This is a genomic window from Paeniglutamicibacter cryotolerans (assembly GCF_014190875.1).
In the GTDB taxonomy this organism is placed as follows: domain Bacteria; phylum Actinomycetota; class Actinomycetes; order Actinomycetales; family Micrococcaceae; genus Paeniglutamicibacter; species Paeniglutamicibacter cryotolerans.
This window is the reverse complement of sequence record NZ_JACHVS010000001.1, coordinates 881,309-900,026: the sequence shown is the minus strand read 5'-3', so window position 1 is coordinate 900,026 and position 18,718 is coordinate 881,309. Positions and strand designations below refer to the sequence as shown.

Annotated in this window: 13 protein-coding genes and 1 pseudogene; 9 read left to right on the top strand and 5 right to left on the bottom strand. The window is 62.7% G+C overall.

Annotation, left to right across the window (positions count from 1 at the left end):
- The first annotated feature begins 379 nt into the window (after positions 1-379).
- The 4 genes from E9229_RS04315 (at position 380) to E9229_RS04300 (ending at position 4,148) form a co-directional block, all read left to right on the top strand.
- Positions 380-1,021: an ABC transporter permease gene (locus E9229_RS04315; protein WP_183510037.1), complete on the top strand. Its 642-nt coding sequence runs from the start codon at positions 380-382 to the stop codon at positions 1,019-1,021.
- Positions 1,014-2,318 (top strand): ATP-binding cassette domain-containing protein, encoded by a 1,305-nt coding sequence (locus tag E9229_RS04310; protein WP_183510036.1) that lies wholly within the window; start codon positions 1,014-1,016, stop codon positions 2,316-2,318. The genes E9229_RS04315 and E9229_RS04310 overlap by 8 nt, the downstream gene beginning before the upstream one ends.
- Positions 2,315-3,109, top strand: a complete 795-nt coding sequence (locus E9229_RS04305; protein WP_183510035.1) for an ABC transporter permease — start codon at positions 2,315-2,317, stop codon at positions 3,107-3,109. Before E9229_RS04310 ends, E9229_RS04305 begins: the two co-directional genes overlap by 4 nt.
- A gap of 94 nt (positions 3,110-3,203) precedes the next feature.
- The gene (locus tag E9229_RS04300) at positions 3,204-4,148 is read left to right on the top strand and encodes a glycine betaine ABC transporter substrate-binding protein (RefSeq protein WP_407671322.1); all 945 of its coding nucleotides are present in this window, start codon (positions 3,204-3,206) and stop codon (positions 4,146-4,148) included.
- A gap of 1,108 nt (positions 4,149-5,256) precedes the next feature.
- Here E9229_RS04300 and E9229_RS04295 read toward each other — a convergent pair.
- Positions 5,257-5,646, bottom strand: coding sequence for a helix-turn-helix domain-containing protein (locus tag E9229_RS04295; protein ID WP_183510033.1), 390 nt, complete (start codon positions 5,644-5,646; stop codon positions 5,257-5,259).
- A gap of 150 nt (positions 5,647-5,796) precedes the next feature.
- A pseudogene (locus tag E9229_RS19260) lies at positions 5,797-6,034 on the bottom strand (IS1380 family transposase); the annotation flags it as partial.
- Positions 6,035-6,317: 283 nt separating this feature from the next.
- Here E9229_RS19260 and E9229_RS04285 point away from each other — a divergent pair.
- Positions 6,318-7,127, top strand: a complete 810-nt coding sequence (locus tag E9229_RS04285; RefSeq protein ID WP_183510032.1) for an IclR family transcriptional regulator — start codon at positions 6,318-6,320, stop codon at positions 7,125-7,127.
- Positions 7,128-7,561: 434 nt separating this feature from the next.
- Here the strand turns inward: E9229_RS04285 and fdhA are convergent, their stop codons facing one another.
- The 3 genes from fdhA to E9229_RS04270 all read right to left on the bottom strand — a co-directional run bounded on the left by fdhA (position 7,562) and on the right by E9229_RS04270 (position 11,694).
- Entirely contained in the window at positions 7,562-8,782 is a 1,221-nt protein-coding gene (fdhA, locus tag E9229_RS04280; RefSeq protein WP_183509860.1) for a formaldehyde dehydrogenase, glutathione-independent, read from the bottom strand.
- A gap of 207 nt (positions 8,783-8,989) precedes the next feature.
- Positions 8,990-10,393 carry a ferredoxin reductase gene (locus E9229_RS04275; RefSeq protein ID WP_183510031.1) on the bottom strand — a complete coding sequence of 468 codons (1,404 nt, stop codon included), beginning with the start codon at positions 10,391-10,393 and terminating at the stop codon, positions 8,990-8,992.
- On the bottom strand, positions 10,390-11,694 hold the full coding sequence (locus tag E9229_RS04270) for an aromatic ring-hydroxylating oxygenase subunit alpha (protein WP_183510030.1): 1,305 nt from the start codon (positions 11,692-11,694) through the stop codon (positions 10,390-10,392). The genes E9229_RS04275 and E9229_RS04270 overlap by 4 nt, the downstream gene beginning before the upstream one ends.
- 154 nt (positions 11,695-11,848) lie before the next feature.
- On the opposite strand from E9229_RS04270, the gene E9229_RS04265 reads away from it, so the two are divergent.
- The 4 genes from E9229_RS04265 (at position 11,849) to E9229_RS04250 (ending at position 18,669) form a co-directional block, all read left to right on the top strand.
- The gene (locus tag E9229_RS04265) at positions 11,849-12,781 is read left to right on the top strand and encodes a LysR family transcriptional regulator (protein ID WP_183510029.1); all 933 of its coding nucleotides are present in this window, start codon (positions 11,849-11,851) and stop codon (positions 12,779-12,781) included.
- Between the two features lie 544 nt (positions 12,782-13,325).
- Positions 13,326-15,206: a BCCT family transporter gene (locus tag E9229_RS04260; protein WP_183510028.1), complete on the top strand. Its 1,881-nt coding sequence runs from the start codon at positions 13,326-13,328 to the stop codon at positions 15,204-15,206.
- Entirely contained in the window at positions 15,203-16,156 is a 954-nt protein-coding gene (gene purU, locus E9229_RS04255; RefSeq protein WP_183510027.1) for a formyltetrahydrofolate deformylase, read from the top strand. Before E9229_RS04260 ends, purU begins: the two co-directional genes overlap by 4 nt.
- A 23-nt stretch (positions 16,157-16,179) precedes the next feature.
- Complete coding sequence (locus tag E9229_RS04250) at positions 16,180-18,669, top strand: GcvT family protein (RefSeq protein WP_183510026.1); 2,490 nt, start codon at positions 16,180-16,182, stop codon at positions 18,667-18,669.
- Positions 18,670-18,718: the final 49 nt, after the last annotated feature.

Below are 18,718 nucleotides of genomic sequence, written 5' to 3'. Positions count from 1 at the left end.
GACAAGGGCGTCGAACCGTGGACGTCAACAAGGCCTTGGCCACCTTCGGTCGTTCACACCTCACAAAGCTGGCCGTGGTACTGGGGGCGACGATGCATTCCAGGAACCATCAGGGGGCTCTCCCCGGTGGGGTTGCACAGAAGAAACGCTGCGTAGTCCGCATAATGCATATTTTTTTGGGGTGTGACTGATTGCTTGCGGCAAAGCCTCGACATCACCTGAATTCCGCGGATTCTAGAGATAGTTCGAGGAGCCGGCCGGCCTGGATGCATGGACTTCAGGTGGATACTGGGTGCTGAATCCATTACCTTGAGGTAGCGGGCCTGCCTTTGCGGCAAGGCCCTGTTTGATACGAAACTAACGTGAAGAAGGTCTTAATGTGTGGGAATTCGTCGGCGATAGATATCGCCAAATCCTGTTTGCCTCATGGCAACATTTCAGTTTGGTTGTTCAGTGTCTAATCCTGGCAACAGTCATCGCCGTTGTCCTGGCGGCGCTGGTCTACCGCAGTAAATCCCTGGCCTCGGTGGCCAACAGCGTCTCGGCCATCGGCCTGACCATCCCCTCCTTTGCCCTCATCGGGCTGCTGATTGCTCCGGTCGGATTCGGCGTGGCCCCGGCCGTCATCGTCGTGTCGTTCTTCGCGACCCTGCCCATTTTGCGCAATGCCATCGTGGGCTTGAACGGCATCGATCCGGGCGTGGTTGAGTCCGCCCGGGGAATCGGCATGAGCCGCTTCCGCGCGTGGGCCACCGTCGAGCTTCCCCTGGCTTGGCCCGTCATCCTGGCCGGAGTACGCGTTTCGGCGCAGATGGTCATGGGTATTGCCGCAGTGGCAGCCTATGCGCTGGGCCCCGGCCTGGGTGGATTCATCTTTTCAGGACTATCCCGGCTCGGCGGTGCCAATGCGTTGGAGTCCGTCGCCGTGGGAGTCATTGGCGTGATCATCCTGGCCCTCATTCTCGACCTGATCCTTGTGGGGATCGGCCGACTAACCACACCGCGAGGTATCCGTGTCTGATTCACACAACAAGTCACTTTCTGCAGAAAATCCGGGGGCAGTCACCGGCGCCTCGATCCTTCTGGACGAAGTCACCAAGCGCTACCCCGGTCAGGGCAAGCCGGCCGTCGGCGGTCTGACGCTGGAGATCCCCGCCGGCTCGGTGGTCATGTTCGTGGGCCCCTCGGGCTGCGGCAAGACCACCACGCTGAAAATGATCAACCGGTTGATCGAGCCCAGCGGCGGAAAGATCGTCATTAACGGGGAAGACGTCACCACGATGGACGGCGATAAGCTGCGCCGCCAAATCGGGTACGTGATCCAAGCTGGCGGGCTCTTCCCGCACATGAGCGTCGCAACGAACATCGGCCTGGTGCCCAAGATGCTCGGCTGGGACAAAGCCCGCATCGCGGCGCGCGTTGACGAGCTGCTGGAACTGGTCTCGCTGGATCCCGCCGTCTACCGGGACCGCTACCCCAAGGAGCTCTCCGGCGGACAGCAGCAGCGCGTGGGTGTGGCCCGTGCGCTGGCTGCCGACCCGCCGGTCCTGCTCATGGATGAGCCCTTCGGTGCTGTGGATCCGATCACCCGCCAGCGGCTGCAGGACGAACTGCTGAACATCCAGTCGGAACTGCAGAAGACCATCGTCTGCGTGACCCACGACTTCGACGAGGCGGTGAAGCTCGGAGACTGGATCGCCGTCTTCGATGAGGGCGCCCAGTTGGTCCAGTACGATTCGCCCGAGCGGATCCTGGCCAATCCGGCCAACGAATTCGTGGAGAACTTCATTGGCTCCGGTGCAGGGCTCAAACAGCTCACGCTCTCCCGGGTGAACGAGGTCAAGCTCGCTGAGGCCGTCACCGCGCTTCCCGGCGACTTGGCCAGCGACGTGCTCTCGCGCCTGCAGGGGGCCGGCGGTAAGCATGCCGTGGTCCTTGACCGACGCCGCCGCCCGATTCAGTGGCTCTCGCGCCGCCAGCTTTCCCGGCTGCAGATCATCGACGACACGGTGGATCCCCGGATACCGGTCATCGGCGACAAGTCAACGTTGAACGATGCGCTGGACACCATGCTCGTGGCCAGTTCGGAGGCCGCACTGGTCACCGGAAACAGGGACATCTTCAAGGGGCTGATCACCGTCCAGACGGTGATGGAGGCCATCAGTGCCGCCCACGATTCCGCCCTGAACGACGGCGATGCCCCCGTGGGCCTCAATAGCGGGGCAATTCCGACCACCGCAATCGCTGCTGCACTGGCGGCCGACGCCGCCGATGCGCGTTCAGCGGTGGAGGCCGAACACGGGAGGGCCCGGGCATGAGCGCCGTTCAGGCTGCCCATCCGAACCTGGGTACCGCCACCGGACCCGATGCTCCGGTGTCATCGGACGCGGGCAGCTGGAAGGCGCTCGGGTGGCAACTCTTCGGCATTGCCGTGGCCTTGTCCCTCGTGGTCCTCTTTCTCGCCACGGCAGATCTCAGTGCCACGGAACGGACTACCCTGGCCCCCGCCGCGCTGTGGGGATACACCGTGGAACACCTGGCCCTGACCGCCGTCGCGGCTGTCATCGTGCTGGCGATCGCCATTCCGCTGGGTGTCCTGCTCACCCGCGCCCCGCTGCGCAGATTCAGCGGGCCAGTGATGGCCGTAGCCAATTTCGGCCAAGCAGCGCCTGCCATCGGGCTGATCGTGCTGCTGGCCATGTGGGTGGGATTCGGCTTTTGGGCCGCGATCATCGCACTGGTCCTCTATGCGGTGCTCCCGGTGCTTCGCAACACCATGGTGGGCCTGCGCCAGGTCGATGATCGGCTCGTCGAGGCAGGCCGCGGGATGGGCATGAGCTCCTCTGCCGTGCTCTGGAAGATAGAACTGCCATTGGCAGTGCCGATCATGCTGGCCGGAATCCGGACCGCGTTGGTGCTGCTGGTGGGTACGGCCACCCTGGCCACCTTCATCAACGGAGGCGGCCTGGGAATCCTGATCATCACCGGAGTGAACCTGGGCCTCACCGTGGTTTTGGTCTGCGGATCTGTCCTCGTGGCACTGCTGGCATTGGTCGTTGACTGGGTGGGACGCCTCGTTGAACACGTGGCCCGCCCGAAGGGAATTTGATATGAAGAACCGACACCACCTCCGTGCACAGGCTGGCCGGCGGGGCCGGATCCGGAGGGTCGGAAGCCTGCTCGCCATCATGGGATGCCTGGGCTTGGCAGCCACTGGCTGCGGACTTGAGCCGGCCTCCTCCTATGTGCCCCCGGCGGGACAGGGAAGCATCAAACCCATCGAGGGGCTACCGCAAAACGCCTCGCTGGTCATAACAAGCAAGAACTTCACCGAGCAACTGATTCTGGGAAAGATCGCAGTCCTCGCGGCCCAAGCCGCGGGATTCAAGGTCAGTGACATGAGTAACGTGCCGGGCAGCCAGCCCGCACGCAAGCTGATGACAACGGGCCAGGCGGACATGATGTGGGAATATCTGGGCAGCGCCTGGATCTCATACATGGGACACGCCGAGGGGATCCCCGACAAGCAAAAGCAATGGCAGGCGGTCCACGACGAGGACCTGGGCAATGGGATCACCTGGGGTGAACCGGCACCGTTGAACAACACCTATGCCTTGGCGGTGCGCAGCGAGGCGGTGGAGCAACTGGGGAACATTTCCAAGATGTCGCAGATCGCGGATCTGCCCGTGTCCGAGCGGACGTTCTGCTTGGAATCGGAATTCAATTCCCGGCCCGACGGCTTCAACCCGATGCTCAAGGCCTATGGTTTGACCCGGGGCGCCGCCGACGGTGTACCGGATGAAAACATCGGCATCTTTGACACCGGTGCCGTCTATTCGGCCACCGACCAGGGTGTGTGCAACTTCGGCGAGGTGTTCACCACCGACGGACGGATCGATGCACTGGACCTGACGGTGCTCGAAGATGACCGGCACTTCTTCCCGGCCTACAACGTGGCTCCGGTTTTCCTCACTGCGACACTGGAGAAATATCCGCAGTTGCAGGATGTCTTTGCCCAGATCTCGCCCCTGCTGACCGACGAGTCGATGCGCGCGCTGAACTATAAGGTCGATGTGGCGGGGGAGGAGCCGGCGGATGTCGCCTTCAACTGGATGGTCTCAGAAGGGCTAATTACCCCAGCGCCATAGAGCATGCCGCCGACCCAACGAGGGTCGGCGGCATATTCCTGCGCTTGCTGATGGCACTTGTGCCGAACATGAACGACCTGATCTGAGCAATCTGCTGTGCGCTGTCGGGTTTGAGGCCGCGCTGGAGCATGGAACTGGCGGGCTTCGGGTTGGCCGATGTGTCTGCCAGCTTGACGTTGCCGCCAATACGGCAACTTTGTACTGGACATCACGGCGTTCTTGCCGCTGCGGACTCCAATGCCGCAGTCGTATCCGGCGTCAGGGTCGAGCCCGGACATCACGGAGACTTTCCGGACCTGGGTGGAGATCATTCAGGAATTCTGTTCCGTAGCCAGTTATGACCGTGTAGCTGCGGGTATGGGCCTTCCCAGACATGGCCTACTTCGTGGCGATCTCCGCCCACGGGAGCACCAGGACTCTCGACATACCGCTTTAATTGATGCAACGTTCGGGAGTGGACTTTGCCTATTCTGGACCATCAAAACCGCGGAATATCAGGAGTGTTGCATGATCAGCACTGCAGCTGACTTTGCATTAATTATGTTGGATCCGGGCCGACCTGACAGATATCGGGCTCAGAGAAACCACGGGTTTCCGCGGTTTCTCTGAGCTGGAACTTGGGTACCTCAGGAGTCCTGAGCACGGTAATTGTCTCGCCGCAGGCAGATCCGCCCAACTTGCTGGCGCTTTACCAAACGCGTCGACCCTTGCTGGAGAGAAACCAAGCCGAAAGCCGGGGAATCAATTTCCACCGTAAGCCCTGTAGGCGGGTGCGCCGGTGTCAAGTACACAGATTTTGGCCTCCTTGATGCTCTTGTGCGTGGTGATCTTCGTCGCCTGCGGCGCGGGGTCTGCTGGCCCCCGGTCCCGGTGGTGGCCGGCGTCCATGGGTACCCGGGAGGCGGCTGGAGATTCAACGCCCCGAAGTCATCCATGCAGAAAACCACGCCCGGGTCCCCAGCACCGGGTTCCGGCGTACCCTCTGCACTCTTGTCGAGTTCCAGGACGCGGTTCTGCTTCGCCTCATAGTCGGGATCGTTGCTGGTCTTTCAGGTGGTGCTGCACTGGAAAGGAAACGTTTTCCTTGCGCAGCACCAACCGCAGGCCCTCAGGGGAAATCGCGTCCACCACCCCTGTGAGATGAGGTAGCCGGCCAGTGTGGACAGGTTCCAGGGGGAAACGGCAGGTGGTCATCGGCGGGACGCCCCAGGGCGACCTGTTTGATCAGGTCTCGCTGTTCGGGGCTGAATTTCGGTGGCCGGCCTCCGGCGTACTTCGGATGCCGGGAATCAAAGCCGTCATCGGTGAAGTCATGCAGCACGTCGTGGACGGGGTCCACGCTGGTGAAGGCGACCTCCGCGATCACCGCCACGTCCAGGTCCCGGGTCGAGAGCAGGACCAGGTGCGCCCGTCTCCAGGTGACCACCGATCCCGTACTTCGCCGCACGATCTGCAGCAACTGGGCTTCTTCTTCCGGTTCGAGTGTCCGTACTTTCACTCGCTGTGTCAGGGGAGTCGCTCCTGGGTCAACACGGAATCCCGTATCTCCAGAGTGCGACCACATCGGCGTCCACGCAACGGCAGGTCATCCCCACCCGTCACCGGGCAGGAGCAAACCTTGCATGCCGCAGTACTGGGTGGACTGGGAAACCTTGTTCATGGCTCCGTGGCGCAGCAGGGCCATGTCGTCAACGGAATCGGCGCCGGCAATCATTCCGGCGACCAGAGAGGAGAGTTTCAGGCCCGCGTTTGCTCCCTTCTCGGTGGGGTTTTTCACCCATTGGCCTACGAGGTCTTGCAGCCCTGTATCCCGGGCCAGGGGTGGGCATGATGGGTAGCAGTCCGGCGGAGGCGACCAGGTTTGTCTCGTCGAAGGAGGCTGGCATCGAGGAAGGGCTGTGAGAAACTTGCTTCTGCGAAGAGCCCTTTCGCTCTGGCAAAATTGCTCTAGGGTAAGTTCAATTTACCCCGAGAACTGGGGCATTTCGTGGTTAGAACGCCGGTCGTTCACGGACGTTCATCGGTGGATCAATGCTTAATATTGTATAAAAATATGCCCATTCTCTGTCGCGTTACGGTTTGGACAGACATAAGGTCGCCTGGCCTTCCGGCATAGTATGGGAAGCCGGGAGAGGATCACCCCTACTGAGACGGGAAGTGCTGGGTTTCATGACTTTGGGAGAACCGCAGGCCGACGAGAGCGGCGATGACGAAGCGGTACCGGGTGGCGTTCAATCGGTTGACCGGGCGCTGGCCATGTTGGAAATCCTTGCCCGGGAGGGCAGCGCCGGAGTTGGAGAGGTCGCCGACGAGATGGGGATCCACAAATCCACGGCATCGCGACTCCTTGGCTCACTGTTGGCCCGAGGCATGGTTCAGCAGAATAACAATCGCGGTAAGTATGAGCTCGGGTTCGGGATCTTGAAGCTGGCCGCCTCGATCCCCGGACGCCTCTCACTGGTCGGGCAGGCCCGACCGGTGCTCGAGGCGCTCGCCCTCGAATACAAGGAGACAGTCAATTTGGCGGTCCTCCGGGAGGAATACGCGGTCAACGTCGACCAAGCCATGGGGCCCTCGACGCTAGCGACCTACGATTGGCTGGGTAGCCTGACCCCCTTGCATGCCACCTCCAGTGGAAAGATTCTCCTAGCGGGTCTCGGTGCCGACGAGCGGGAGAAGATTTTGAAGACCACCGGGCTTCCGAAACGCACGGCAAACACGATCGATAACCGCTTAGCACTGGAACGTGACCTGCTGCGTGCCGTGAAGAATGGCTACGCACAGGCTCGTGAGGAATTTGAATTGGGAATTAACTCGGTTGCCGCACCGGTGCGCAACCATCTTGGCAACGTGGTGGCCTCAATTACTATTTCTGGTCCGGCATTTCGATTTGATCCGCAGGAAATCCCTGGCCTGCTCGATGGACTCAAACGGGCGGGGAAGCAGATCAGCGTCGCGATGGGCTACTCCGGGACGTGATGTTTAGGCAGCGTCACGGGAGCGGGCAACGTCCTGTTGGCATCAGCTCGGTACGCTGCAGGCCAGCCTTGTTCAACCACTAGTGCGTGAGAATGGCCCGGGCGGTCTCATGAACGAGGCCGATGAATGGTTCATGAGTGCAGCATCGACTCCGCCTTGCCGAGGGAGCCAGTGGTCCCAGAACTCGCAGGTGCCTTTCAACGTGTTCTGCCATGCCGAGGAATCGCGCGAAGAGACCCAGGCACCCAGGCGCGGCACCTACTTAGCGGCCATGGAAGTAGCGATCCCTGGTCAACCCGCCTGGGATCGCTACTTCCTGTAACCGGAGAAAAGCAGCCACCTAGTACACCTGAACCGGCCACTGCGCATTTTCGTTCAGCCGCCCAGAGAGCCAGTCAGCTAGCTCAGCTGTGGTCCCCCATCGAGGGTTCAGGTTAGTTGTTGAGGTAGCCGTTGGGGTTCAGCACGTACTTCGTCGCGGCACCGGCATCGAATTCGGCGTAGCCGCGCGGGGCGTCCTCGAGCAGGATCGCCTGCGCGTTGACGGCCTTGGCGATGTGGATCCGCTCGTGCAGGATCGCCATCATCAACGCCCGGTTGTATTTCATGGCCGGGCATTGTCCGGTGGTGAAGGACAGGGATTTGGCCCAGCCGGTGCCCAGGGACAGGGACAGGGAGCCCTTCTGGGCCGCTTCGTCCGCTGCTCCGGGATCCCCGGTGACGTAGAGGCCCGGGATGCCCAGGGATCCTCCGGCGGCGGTGAGGTCCATGAGCGAGTTCAGCACGGTGGCCGGGGCCTCGGCGGCCCCGGCGCCGTGGCCGTGGCCGCGGGCTTCGAAGCCGACGGCGTCGATGCCCGCATCGACCTCGCGCACGCCGAGCAGCTGTTCGATCTGGTCCGCGGGGTCCCCGTGGGCGACGTTGATTCCTTCGCAGCCGAAGGAGCGGGCCTGGGCCAGGCGGTCCTCGTTCAGGTCCCCGACGATGACCACCGCGGCGCCGAGGAGCTGGGCGGAGGCTGCGGCGGCCAGGCCGACCGGTCCGGCGCCGGCGACGTAGACGGTGGAGCCGACGGTGACCCCGGCGGTGACTGCGCCGTGGAAGCCGGTGGGCAGGATGTCCGAGAGCATGGTCAGGTCCATGATCTTTTCCAGGGCCTGGTCGCGGTCCGGGAACCGGAGCAGGTTCCAGTCGGCGTAGGGGACCAGGACGTATTCGGCTTGGCCGCCGACCCAGCCGCCCATGTCGACGTAGCCGTAGGCGGATCCGGGGCGGTCGGGGTTCACGTTCAGGCAGATCCCGGTCTTTTGTTCCTTGCAGTTGCGGCAGCGGCCGCAGGAGATGTTGAAGGGGACCGAGACGATGTCTCCGACCTTGATGAATTCGACGTCCCGGCCCACCTCGATGACTTCGCCGGTGATTTCGTGGCCCAGGACCAGGCCGGTGGGGGCGGTGGTGCGTCCGCGGACCATGTGTTGGTCCGAGCCGCAGATGTTGGTGGCCACGGTGCGCAGGATGACCCCGTGCGGGACCTTGCGGCCCACGTTGGCGGGGTTGACTCCGGGTCCGTCGGTGAGTTCGAAGGTGGGGAAGGGGGTGTCGATGACCTCGACGATGCCCGGGCCCTGGTAGGCGACTGCCCTGTTACCTGACATTAAATGGCTCCTATGAGTTGGCGATGAGAACTGAGTGGTGACACCAGTCGTAGTGGACTGAATGTCTGGTCCGTAGTGGACAGTATCTGTGAAGCGGGGCTTGGCACGACTAGTCGTCGCAATGCTTGCTCTCCACACCGAAGCGAGGGCTATGGAGCTGGCCGCGGCAGAAGCAGAAGCTTAAATGTCGTGATCAGTTTGAAGCGGTTAGGCATCGATGACGAGGTCGTTCTGTGCGGTCGAACAGCATGGCAGGAACTTTCCGACAGCGATTTCTCGGGCACGGATGCCGCCCTGGTGGTTCATCTCAACGTCCCCGGAGAGTTTGACCACCTTGCACGAGCCACACATTCCTTCTTGACAGTTTGCTCCGATCCTCACGCCGGCGTGTTGGGCAACCCCAAGGATTTTCTCCTCGGGATTGATGCGGACGTTGAGGCGGGTGCGGATGAAGGACAAGGTGAGGCTTCCCGTTCCAACGGTATCGAATGCTGAGATATCGGGCGGGCTGGAATCAAGTGCCTCTTCCGCTCCATCAGCGAGGGCCTCGGATCCTGAGAAGTCGGGATCGGCGGCTTCCAGCGGAAGACCCGAGGCCTCTATGGCCCCCTCTGCATCGTAGGCAGGTTCGTACATTCCCAGGGTCGAGGGCTGGTTTTCGTAGTACACCTCCGCGGAATCCGCGATTTCCTCGGCGATTTCCTCCGCAAGCGCGACCTCTGCCCGGTATTCCATCGTGGTCTGACGGTCTCCCGAGAAGAACTCCATATGGATAGACGTATCGTCGACGCCAACTGCGGCCAGCAGCTCGGACACACTATTGAGGTATCCTTCCGGGCCACAGGCATAGACTTTTCGTCCGTTGGCATCCGGAGCCACTTGGTCAATCATTGCGGCAGTTAAGCGACCGCTCAGGCCAGCCCATCCAGCGGGCTGATTGCGGTCACCCAAGGAGTAGAAGACCTTGATGCGGGAATCCACCGAGGCAATGTAGGCCAGCTCCTTGCAGAAGGCGAAGCCTCCGGGTTCGGAGCCATGGTAGAGAACCACGACATCCGCCTGCCCGGGGAGCGAATGGATGGTCCGCAGCATGGACATGATGGGTGTGATGCCGGCTCCCGCGGCCAGCAGGAGGTAGCGCGCCCGTCGGTCGACATCGGGCAGGTGGAAGGCCCCAACGGGTCCGAGCATCTCGAGGATGGTGCCGGGTTGGACGTTCTCGTGTGCCCATGGCGAGACCAGGCCCGTGGGATCACGTTTGACCGTGACATTGAACGTCCAGGGTTCGGTCGGCGAACTGGACAACGAGTAGCTACGATCCACCGGGTCCTGATTCTCACCGTGCACGGGAAAGGCGATATTCAGGTACTGGCCCGGTCGGAAGGCCAGGGGGGCGCCGTCGATGCGTCGGAATATGAAAGTCATCATGCCGCCGGCCTCGGGCACTGTCTCGACGCACTCGGCGAGGAACTCCTGTGGATGCCACGGGCCGAGTGCTCGGGCTGCGCCGGCGGGCCCATCGGTGCTTCCCAGTACCCTGTTCCACGGCATTTCAAGGCCGCGGATGCGCTGCGGCTCAGGAATTGCGGTGGCGGTCATGCTCTCGATCATGCTAAGTGCTCCTGCACTCGCTGCACGTACCAGTTGATGAATGCCTCGACCTGATACTCGCTCTTCATGTAGGGGCCGGGCTCATAGGCCGGGCTGTTGGCGCCGTTTTGACACAGCTCCACGAATTCCTTGTCCTGCAGATTGGTCTGCTTCCAGGTGTAAGTGAGTTTGTCGAGGTCGTAGTCGTCGCCTTCGACGGCGTCATCTGCGACAAGCCACGTAGTACGAACCAGAGTCTGATGCTCGTTGATGGGGAAGACGGCGAACGTGATGACATGGTCGCCGAGGAAATGGAACCAGCTGTTGGGTTGAAGGTGCATCGAGCATCGCCCGAGTCGAAAATCAGGCAAGTCTCCCAGCAGCTTCTTGGAGAGCCGGTGCCCGTCGGCTGAGAACGATTCGCCGTCGCCGTCGAGGGATTCGCGGGAGATGCGGATTCCCGCCACACGGGTATCGAGTTCCTCGAAGACTTCATAAGGGATGCCGTAGCGCCGGCAACGCTCTTCGAGGGCGGCTTGGGCTTCCTTGCTGCGATCCCAAACTGCTTCGAGATGCTGTGGGATGAGCCCCTCGGTGAGGCCCCACGTCGGGAAGAGCGAACAGGCAAGCTCCGGATGGCCGTCGCAGTGGTAGCACTCACGGTTGTTCTCCATGACGAGCTTCCAGTTGGCTTCTTCGATGATGTTCTGCTGGTAGGCCACCTTCGTCTTTGGCAGGTCGTGTGGCACGAGGTAGGGCTCGAAGACCTTTGCCGTTTCATCAAAGTCCGTTGGTGCTTCGTCGGCGATGCAGACGAAGATGAGGCCGGCATACTCGCGGCCGTGGGCCCGCTTGAGGCCGAAACAGCTCTTGTCGAACTTGGTTTCCCCCGGAGCTGAGGCGTGGATCAGATCACCGTTGGGCGAGTAGGTCCAAGCGTGGTAACCGCACACCATGTTTCCGGTGCTCCCGGCGGGCTGGGTCAAGACGCGTGCGCCACGGTGGCGGCATACGTTGTGCATGACGTTCACGCCGCCATCGTCATTGCGCAAGATGATCAAGGAATAAGGACCGTAGTCCACGGTTACATAGTCGCCCGGCTCGGGAAGTTCCGCAACGCTCGCCGCGAAGAGCCAGTGCTGGCCGAATATCGCCTGCATATCTATTTTGAAGATTGCGGGCTCCGTGTAGAAGGGAGCATCGAGTGAAAAGCCCTCGCGTCGGTATTCGAAAAGCTCGGCGATCTCCGCCAGCTGCTCAGCTGGTAATGACGAGGCGAGCTTGCCGCGTGAATTGATCGGCACGTTCACTGAAGCAGGCATAAGGATTCCTCCGAGGGCGAGGTAGGCATAAGCTACTGGGGCTGCGAGTTGATTGCTTCAACTGAAGCTATTGAAATCATGATGTCATGAGATTCGTCACAATCTACTGCGGCAAAATCGCAATATTTTGGCGATAATAGTGCAAGATAGGTGCATGATTGATCCGCGTCTCGCAACGCTCAGAGTATTTTCCCGGTGCGGCTCAGTGGCAGCTACTGCGGAGCTCACGGGATACTCCCCTTCTGCGATCTCCGCGCAGTTGCGCGAACTTCAGCGTGTGCTTGGAATGCAGTTGCTGACAAAGGATGGCCGAGGCCTGCGGCTCACCGCCACGGGTCGACAGCTAGTGTCGGGCTCGGATGCGCTGATCGCGCAATGGGAGCTACTGCGTGCCTCGGCGTTGGAGGCCGGCGGCCAGGTGCAGTCCCATTTGGGCATCGGGGGATTCTCCAGTGCCGCCGCCCAATTGCTGGCACCGCTTGCGGCCGCGCTTCGATCGGCGCGCCCCCTGCTGGAGGTTCAGGTTCTCGAGGCGAATCCGGCACGATGTTTTGACCTGCTGATCGCCGAGCGAATCGACCTGGCCGTCATCGTTGCCATGCAGGCGGAGGTGCACCCGGACGAAGACCGCCGCTTTGAGCAGACAACGCTGCTCCATGACCCCCTCGACGTCATCCTCCCTGCGGACCATCGGCTGGCGTCGCGGGAAACGGTGACACTTGAAGAGATGGCAACCGATCCCTGGATTACCGACGCCCCCGGGTCCGCCTATCATTCCCTTTTTGTGGCGGCGTTCACTGCCGTCGGGGTGACTCCGCGAATCGCTCATGAGGCCGTCGAATGGGAAACCCTGATCGCTTTCGTTGGTGCCGGATTGGGAGTGGGCCTGTTGCCGCGCTTGGCGCCCCTGGGAAGTGCGGAGAACGTGATTCGACTACCCATATCGGGCCGCGGAAAGCCGGCACGTAGAATTGTGGCCGCTGTACGCATGGGCAGCATGGGTTCGCCGCTGATCAAGGAATCCCTGAATATCCTGCAGACCCGGGCGAGGCGAATTCTCACGGAGCGACTGGAAAGTGATTGTTGATTCCGCGCGGCTAGCGTCCGGCATGTGGGTGGTGATCTGGCGTCGCTCATGCCGCTGCCCTTTTGGGGCGGCGGGTGCTTTTGCTTGCAACGCTCGGTCGCATCCAGCATGTTCAAATTATTAGCATCCGATCCTTGACTTTGACCTGTGACGTGCGCCACGCTTGTTGCTCAGGACGCTTGCTGTTGTGTATTGCAAAACAACATCAGCCCTTTGAAGACCGAATAGAAGCACGGAAGGGCCGCGGAAAGGAAAGAGGCGATTGATGCGTGACGTCTGCTTGAACTGAGAAGCCACGTACGCCGCCGGCAAATAACAATGCGAGCCAAGTCCTAACGTTCACCCCGCGTCAGGGAGCCAGGCCCGTCACCGGATTGGTCTTCGACCCATGATCTTGCTTTTGCGTTGTTTCGGGTGGCATCGGAATGACCGATTTTTCACCCCCGGTGCGTGAACCGACGGGCATCGGGTCCTGTGCCAACGGGGCACGGCAACACGTCAATTCTTCAGACGCATCTCGCACCCCCAAGCAAAGGAATATTCCATGGTTGTTGATACCCAAGAATTTCTCTCCGATGAACCCGCCGATGCGCAATGTTACCTGTCAGATAACGCGGGGACGGAGTCTCGGTCACCGGACGACACCGCGATCCTGCGGGAGTTGAAGGACAGTGAGTCGGAGAGAAACGCCATCCGCAGCCTGGTACGCCTACCTGAGGGAATGGATAAGGTCATCTTCGGCATCGCCGGAGCCTTCGCGCTGGCTTTCGTCATTTGGGGCCTGAGCAACCCGAAGTCACTCTCGGCCGTCTCCAACGTGGCGTTGTCCTGGGTCACCGAAAATACCGGTTGGCTCTTTGTCTCGCTGGCCTCCTTCTTCGTGGTGTTCGTGCTCTGGCTGGCCCTGGGCCGCTTCGGTAACATCCCGTTGGGCCGTGACGGAGAGAAACCGGAATTCAAGACCATCTCGTGGATCTCCATGATGTTCAGTGCCGGCATGGGCATCGGGTTGGTCTTCTATGGAGTGGCCGAACCGCTCTTCCACTATGTTTCACCACCGCCGGGAACAGTTGACGGACGCACCCCCGAGGCCATCCAGACCGCGATGGCGACCTCTATCTTCCACTGGAGCATCCACCCGTGGGCGATGTTCGCGGTGGTTGGCATCGCGATGGCCTACAGCACCTTCCGGCTGGGCCGCCGTCAGCTCATTTCATCCGCCTTCACCTCGTTGTTCGGGAAGCGAGTGAATGGCCCGGCCGGAAAGGCCATCAATATCCTCGCCATCTTCGCAACCCTCTTCGGCACCGCCGCATCGCTCGGCCTGGGTGCCATGCAGATCGCCAGCGGCATTGAATTCAACGGCTGGATCGGCAAAGTCGGCTCCCCGGTGCTGGTTGTGGTCATCACCGTGCTGACCATCTGCTTCGTACTTTCGGCCGTCTCCGGAATCTCCTGGGGCATCCAGTGGCTCTCAAACATCAACATGCTGTTGGCCCTGCTGCTGGCCGTGCTGGTCTTCGTGCTCGGCCCGACTCTGATGATCCTGAACCTGGTGCCCTCCGCCATCGGCGACTTCATCCGCGACCTGCCCTCGATGGCCTCACGTACCGAGCTCGCCGGCGATGAATCGGTCCGGGCCTGGTTGTCCGGCTGGACCATCTTCTACTGGGCCTGGTGGGTTTCATGGGCACCGTTCGTGGGAATGTTCATCGCCCGGATCAGCCGTGGACGCACCATCAGGCAGTTCGTCACCGGGGTGCTGCTGGTCCCCTCGCTGGTTTCCGTCATCTGGTTCTCCATCTTCGGTGGTGCCGCGTTCAACATCCAGCTCAAGGCCGACGCCTCCAACGGCGCCTCCGAGGGACTCGTGCCGATGGTTGATGGGGAACCCGCGATCAACTTCCAAGGAGCCCTGTTCGATCTGATCCAGAACCTGGGGGTTAGCCAAGGGGTGACGATCGCAATTGCGGTCCTGGCCATGGTCCTGGTGGGCATCTTCTTCGTCACGGGTGCCGATTCCGCCTCGATCGTCATGGGCTCGCTGAGCACCAACGGCGCGATGGAACCCTCAAAGCGGGTCATTGTGTTCTGGGGCGTGCTCACCGGTGCCGTGGCAGCGATCATGCTGCTGGCCGGAGGGGACAACCCCGGGGAAGCCCTGAACGGTCTGAAGAACATCACCATTGTCTCCGCGCTGCCTTTCGCCATCGTCATGTTCGTCTTGTGCTTCGCGCTGGTCAGGGATCTGCGCCATGACCCGCTTGCCCTGCGCAAGCGGCTGGCCGATTCTGTGGTCGAGCGGGCCATTCGCACCGCGGTGGACGAACACGGGGGCGTGCCATTTGAACTGGTGACCAAACACGACTGCACCAAAGAGTGCACCGACAACGACAAATGCCCGACGAACGGAGCGAAGAAATGACCACCCAGCACATCCACCCGCGCGAGACCCAGGGGAGCACGGTGACGGCAGCCATCCAGGACCACGTCGGCATCCGCCAGTCCGGTGCGGCGCGGCCACGCACCACCCGATTCGTGCTGACCCTGGCCTGTCCGGACCGCCCTGGGATCGTGCGCGCCGTGACCGGCTTCCTCGATGACCGCGGCTTCGACATCGCCGAACACCAGCAGTTCGACGACCACGTCAGCGGACAGCTCTTCCTGCGCACCGAGTTCGCCGGAGGCGGCCCGGAGGCCACCGCGGCGGCGCTGAGCACCGAATTCGGCGCCGTGGCGCAGGACTTCGGCATGGACTTCACCATCCACGACGGGCGCCCCCAGCGGGTGCTGGTCATGGTCTCGAAGTTCGGGCACTGCCTCAACGACCTGATCTACCGCTGGAACACCGGCACCCTGGGCGCCGAGCTGGTCGCGGTCGTCTCCAACCACGAGGACCTGCGCCCGATGGCCGAGGCCGCCGGGCTGCCGTTCATCCACGTTCCGGTGACCGCAGCAACCAAGGCCGGGGCCGAGGCGGCGCTGGAGGACCTGATCGTGCAGTATCAGGCGGACCTGGTGGTGCTCGCCCGCTACATGCAGGTGCTCTCCGACGGACTCACCTCCCGTCTGCACGGCCGCGCGATCAATATCCACCACTCGTTCCTGCCCGGGTTCAAGGGTGCCAAGCCCTACCACCAGGCCTACGAGCGCGGGGTGAAGATGGTCGGCGCGACCGCCCACTACGTCACCGAGTCGCTCGACGAGGGGCCGATCATCGAGCAGGAGGTCTTCCGGGTGGACCACGTCCCGGATGCCGACGCGCTGGTGAGGATCGGCCGCGACGCCGAAATGCAGGCGCTCTCCCGCGCCATCACCTGGCATTGCCAGCACCGCATCCTGATCAACAAGACCCGCACCGTCGTCTTCCGCTAAGCAAACACAGGAGTCTGAAACACATGAGCACTGCACCCCGCGTCGTCATCATCGGTGCCGGCATCGTCGGCGCCAACCTGGCCGACGAACTGGCCATCCGCGGTTGGACCAACACCACGGTCATCGAACAGGGCCCGCTGCACCTGGCCGGCGGATCGACATCCCATGCCCCGGGCCTGGTCTTCCAGACCAACCCGTCAAAGGCCATGACCGAGTTCGCCGGCTATACGGTGGCGAAGCTGCTCTCTCTGGTGAAGGACGGGACCTCCTGCTTCAACCAGGTCGGCGGGCTCGAAGTCGCCACGACTCCCGAGCGGCTCGCCGAACTGCACCGCCGCCACGGCTTCGCCACCGCATGGGGGCTGGAGGGCAGGCTGCTTGACCCGGCGCAATGCAAGGAGATGTACCCGCTGCTGGCACAGGAGGAGGTCCTGGGGGGCTTCTTCGTCCCGAGCGACGGACTGGCACTTGCCGCCCGTGCCGTGCAGCTGCTCATCGAGCGTTCAACCGCTGCCGGTGTCACCTACCTCGGCGACACGACGGTCACCGGCATCGAGCAGGAAGGCGGCAAGGTCACCGGCGTGCGCATCGGCGAGCGGATCGTCGAGGCGGACATCGTCGTCTCCTGCGCCGGGTTCTGGGGGCCGGCCATTGGCGACATGATCGGGCTGAAGGTGCCGCTGCTGCCGCTGGGCCACCAGTACGTCACCACCGACGCGCTGCCGGAGCAGGCCGGGCGCAATGAGCTGCCCAACGGCGCCTCGCTGCCGATCCTGCGCCACCAGGACAAGGACCTCTACTACCGCGAGCACGGGGACCGGATCGGGATCGGATCATACGCCCACCGTCCGATGCCCGTCGCGCTCGACTCGCTGGAACGCGTGCCCTCCGACCAGATGTCGGAGCACAACATGCCCTCGCGGCTGGATTTCACCGAGGAGGACTTCCTTCCCGTCTGGGAGGATTCGAAGAAGCTGCTCCCGGGGCTTGAAGGACGCACCTTCGAGGACGGGTTCAACGGGATCTTCTCCTTCACCCCCGATGGCGGCTCGCTGGTCGGACAGGCCCCGCAGCTGGACGGCTTCTTTGTCGCCGAGGCCATTTGGGTGACCCACTCGGCCGGCATCGCGAAGGCGGTGGCCGAGCTGCTGGTTGACGGGCAGTCGACCACGCCGTTGCATGACTGCGACCTCTCCCGCTTCGAGGCAGTGCAGACCACCAGGGAGTACGTCGAGGAGACCTCGGCACAGAACTTCGTCGAGATCTACGACATCCGCCACCCGCTGGAGCCGCGCACTTCGCCGCGGGACCTGCGCTCGGCCCCGTTCCGCCGCCGGCAGGACGAGCTCGGTGCCTTCTACTTGGAGTCGGCCGCCTGGGAGCGCCCGCACTGGTTCGAGGCGAACCGGCACCTGCTCGACGACATGCCCTCAGAGTGGGCCGGCCCGGAACGCGATGAATGGTCGAACAAGTTCCACTCGCCGATCTCCGCGGCGGAGGCGTGGAAGACCCGCACTGCGGTGGCGATGTACGACATGACACCGCTCAAGCGCCTGGAGGTCAGCGGCCCCGGTGCGCTGGCTTTGCTGCAGAAGCTGAGCACCGGCAATATCGCCAAGAAGCCCGGCGCCGTCACCTACTGCCTGCTGCTGAACGCGGACGGCGGCATCCGTTCGGATGTGACCATCGCGCGGCTGGGCGAGGACCGCTTCCAGCTCGGCGTGAACGGAAACATCGACCTCGACTACTTCACTGTGGAGGCCCGCCGACAGGGGGCCGCCGACCCGGCGGCGTGGGCGCACGTCGCGGACATCACCGGGGCCACCTGCTGCATCGGGCTGTGGGGCCCGCTGGCCCGCGAGGTCATGGCCAAGGTCAGCCGCGATGACTTCAGCAACGAGACGCTGAAGTACTTCCGCTCCAACGAGGTGGTCATCGGCGGCGTGCCGGTCACCGCGATGCGACTGTCCTATGTGGGTGAGCTCGGTTGGGAGCTGTACACCAGCGCCGAGCACGGGCAGAAGCTCTGGGACGTGCTCTTCGAAGCGGGCCGGGAGGAAGGCATCATCGCCGCCGGCCGCGGCGCATTCAACTCGCTGCGGCTGGAAAAGGGCTACCGGCTCTGGGGCACCGACGTCACCCCGGAGCACCACCCGTTCGAATCCGGCCTGGGCTTCTCCATCGCCAAGGACAAGACCGGGTTCGTCGGCGCCGAAGCGGTGGACGTGCTGCGCAACAAGCCCTCGGAGCGGGCGTTGCGTTGCCTGACCATCAACGACGGAACTTCGATGGTGTTGGGCAAGGAGCCGGTCTACATCGACGGGACGGCTTGCGGCTACGTCACCAGCGCAGCCTACGGCTACACGGTGCGCACCCCGCTGGCCTACGCCTGGCTGCCGGCCGGGACGGTGGAGGGCGACGTGGTGGAGATCGAGTACTTCGGTCAGCGGATCCCCGCCACGGTCGCCGCCGACCCGCTGTTCGACCCGAAGATGGAACGCCTGCGCGGATAGGCAAAGGACCCCCCCGGCCACCGTCCCCTCAGGGATGGCGGCCGGAGGC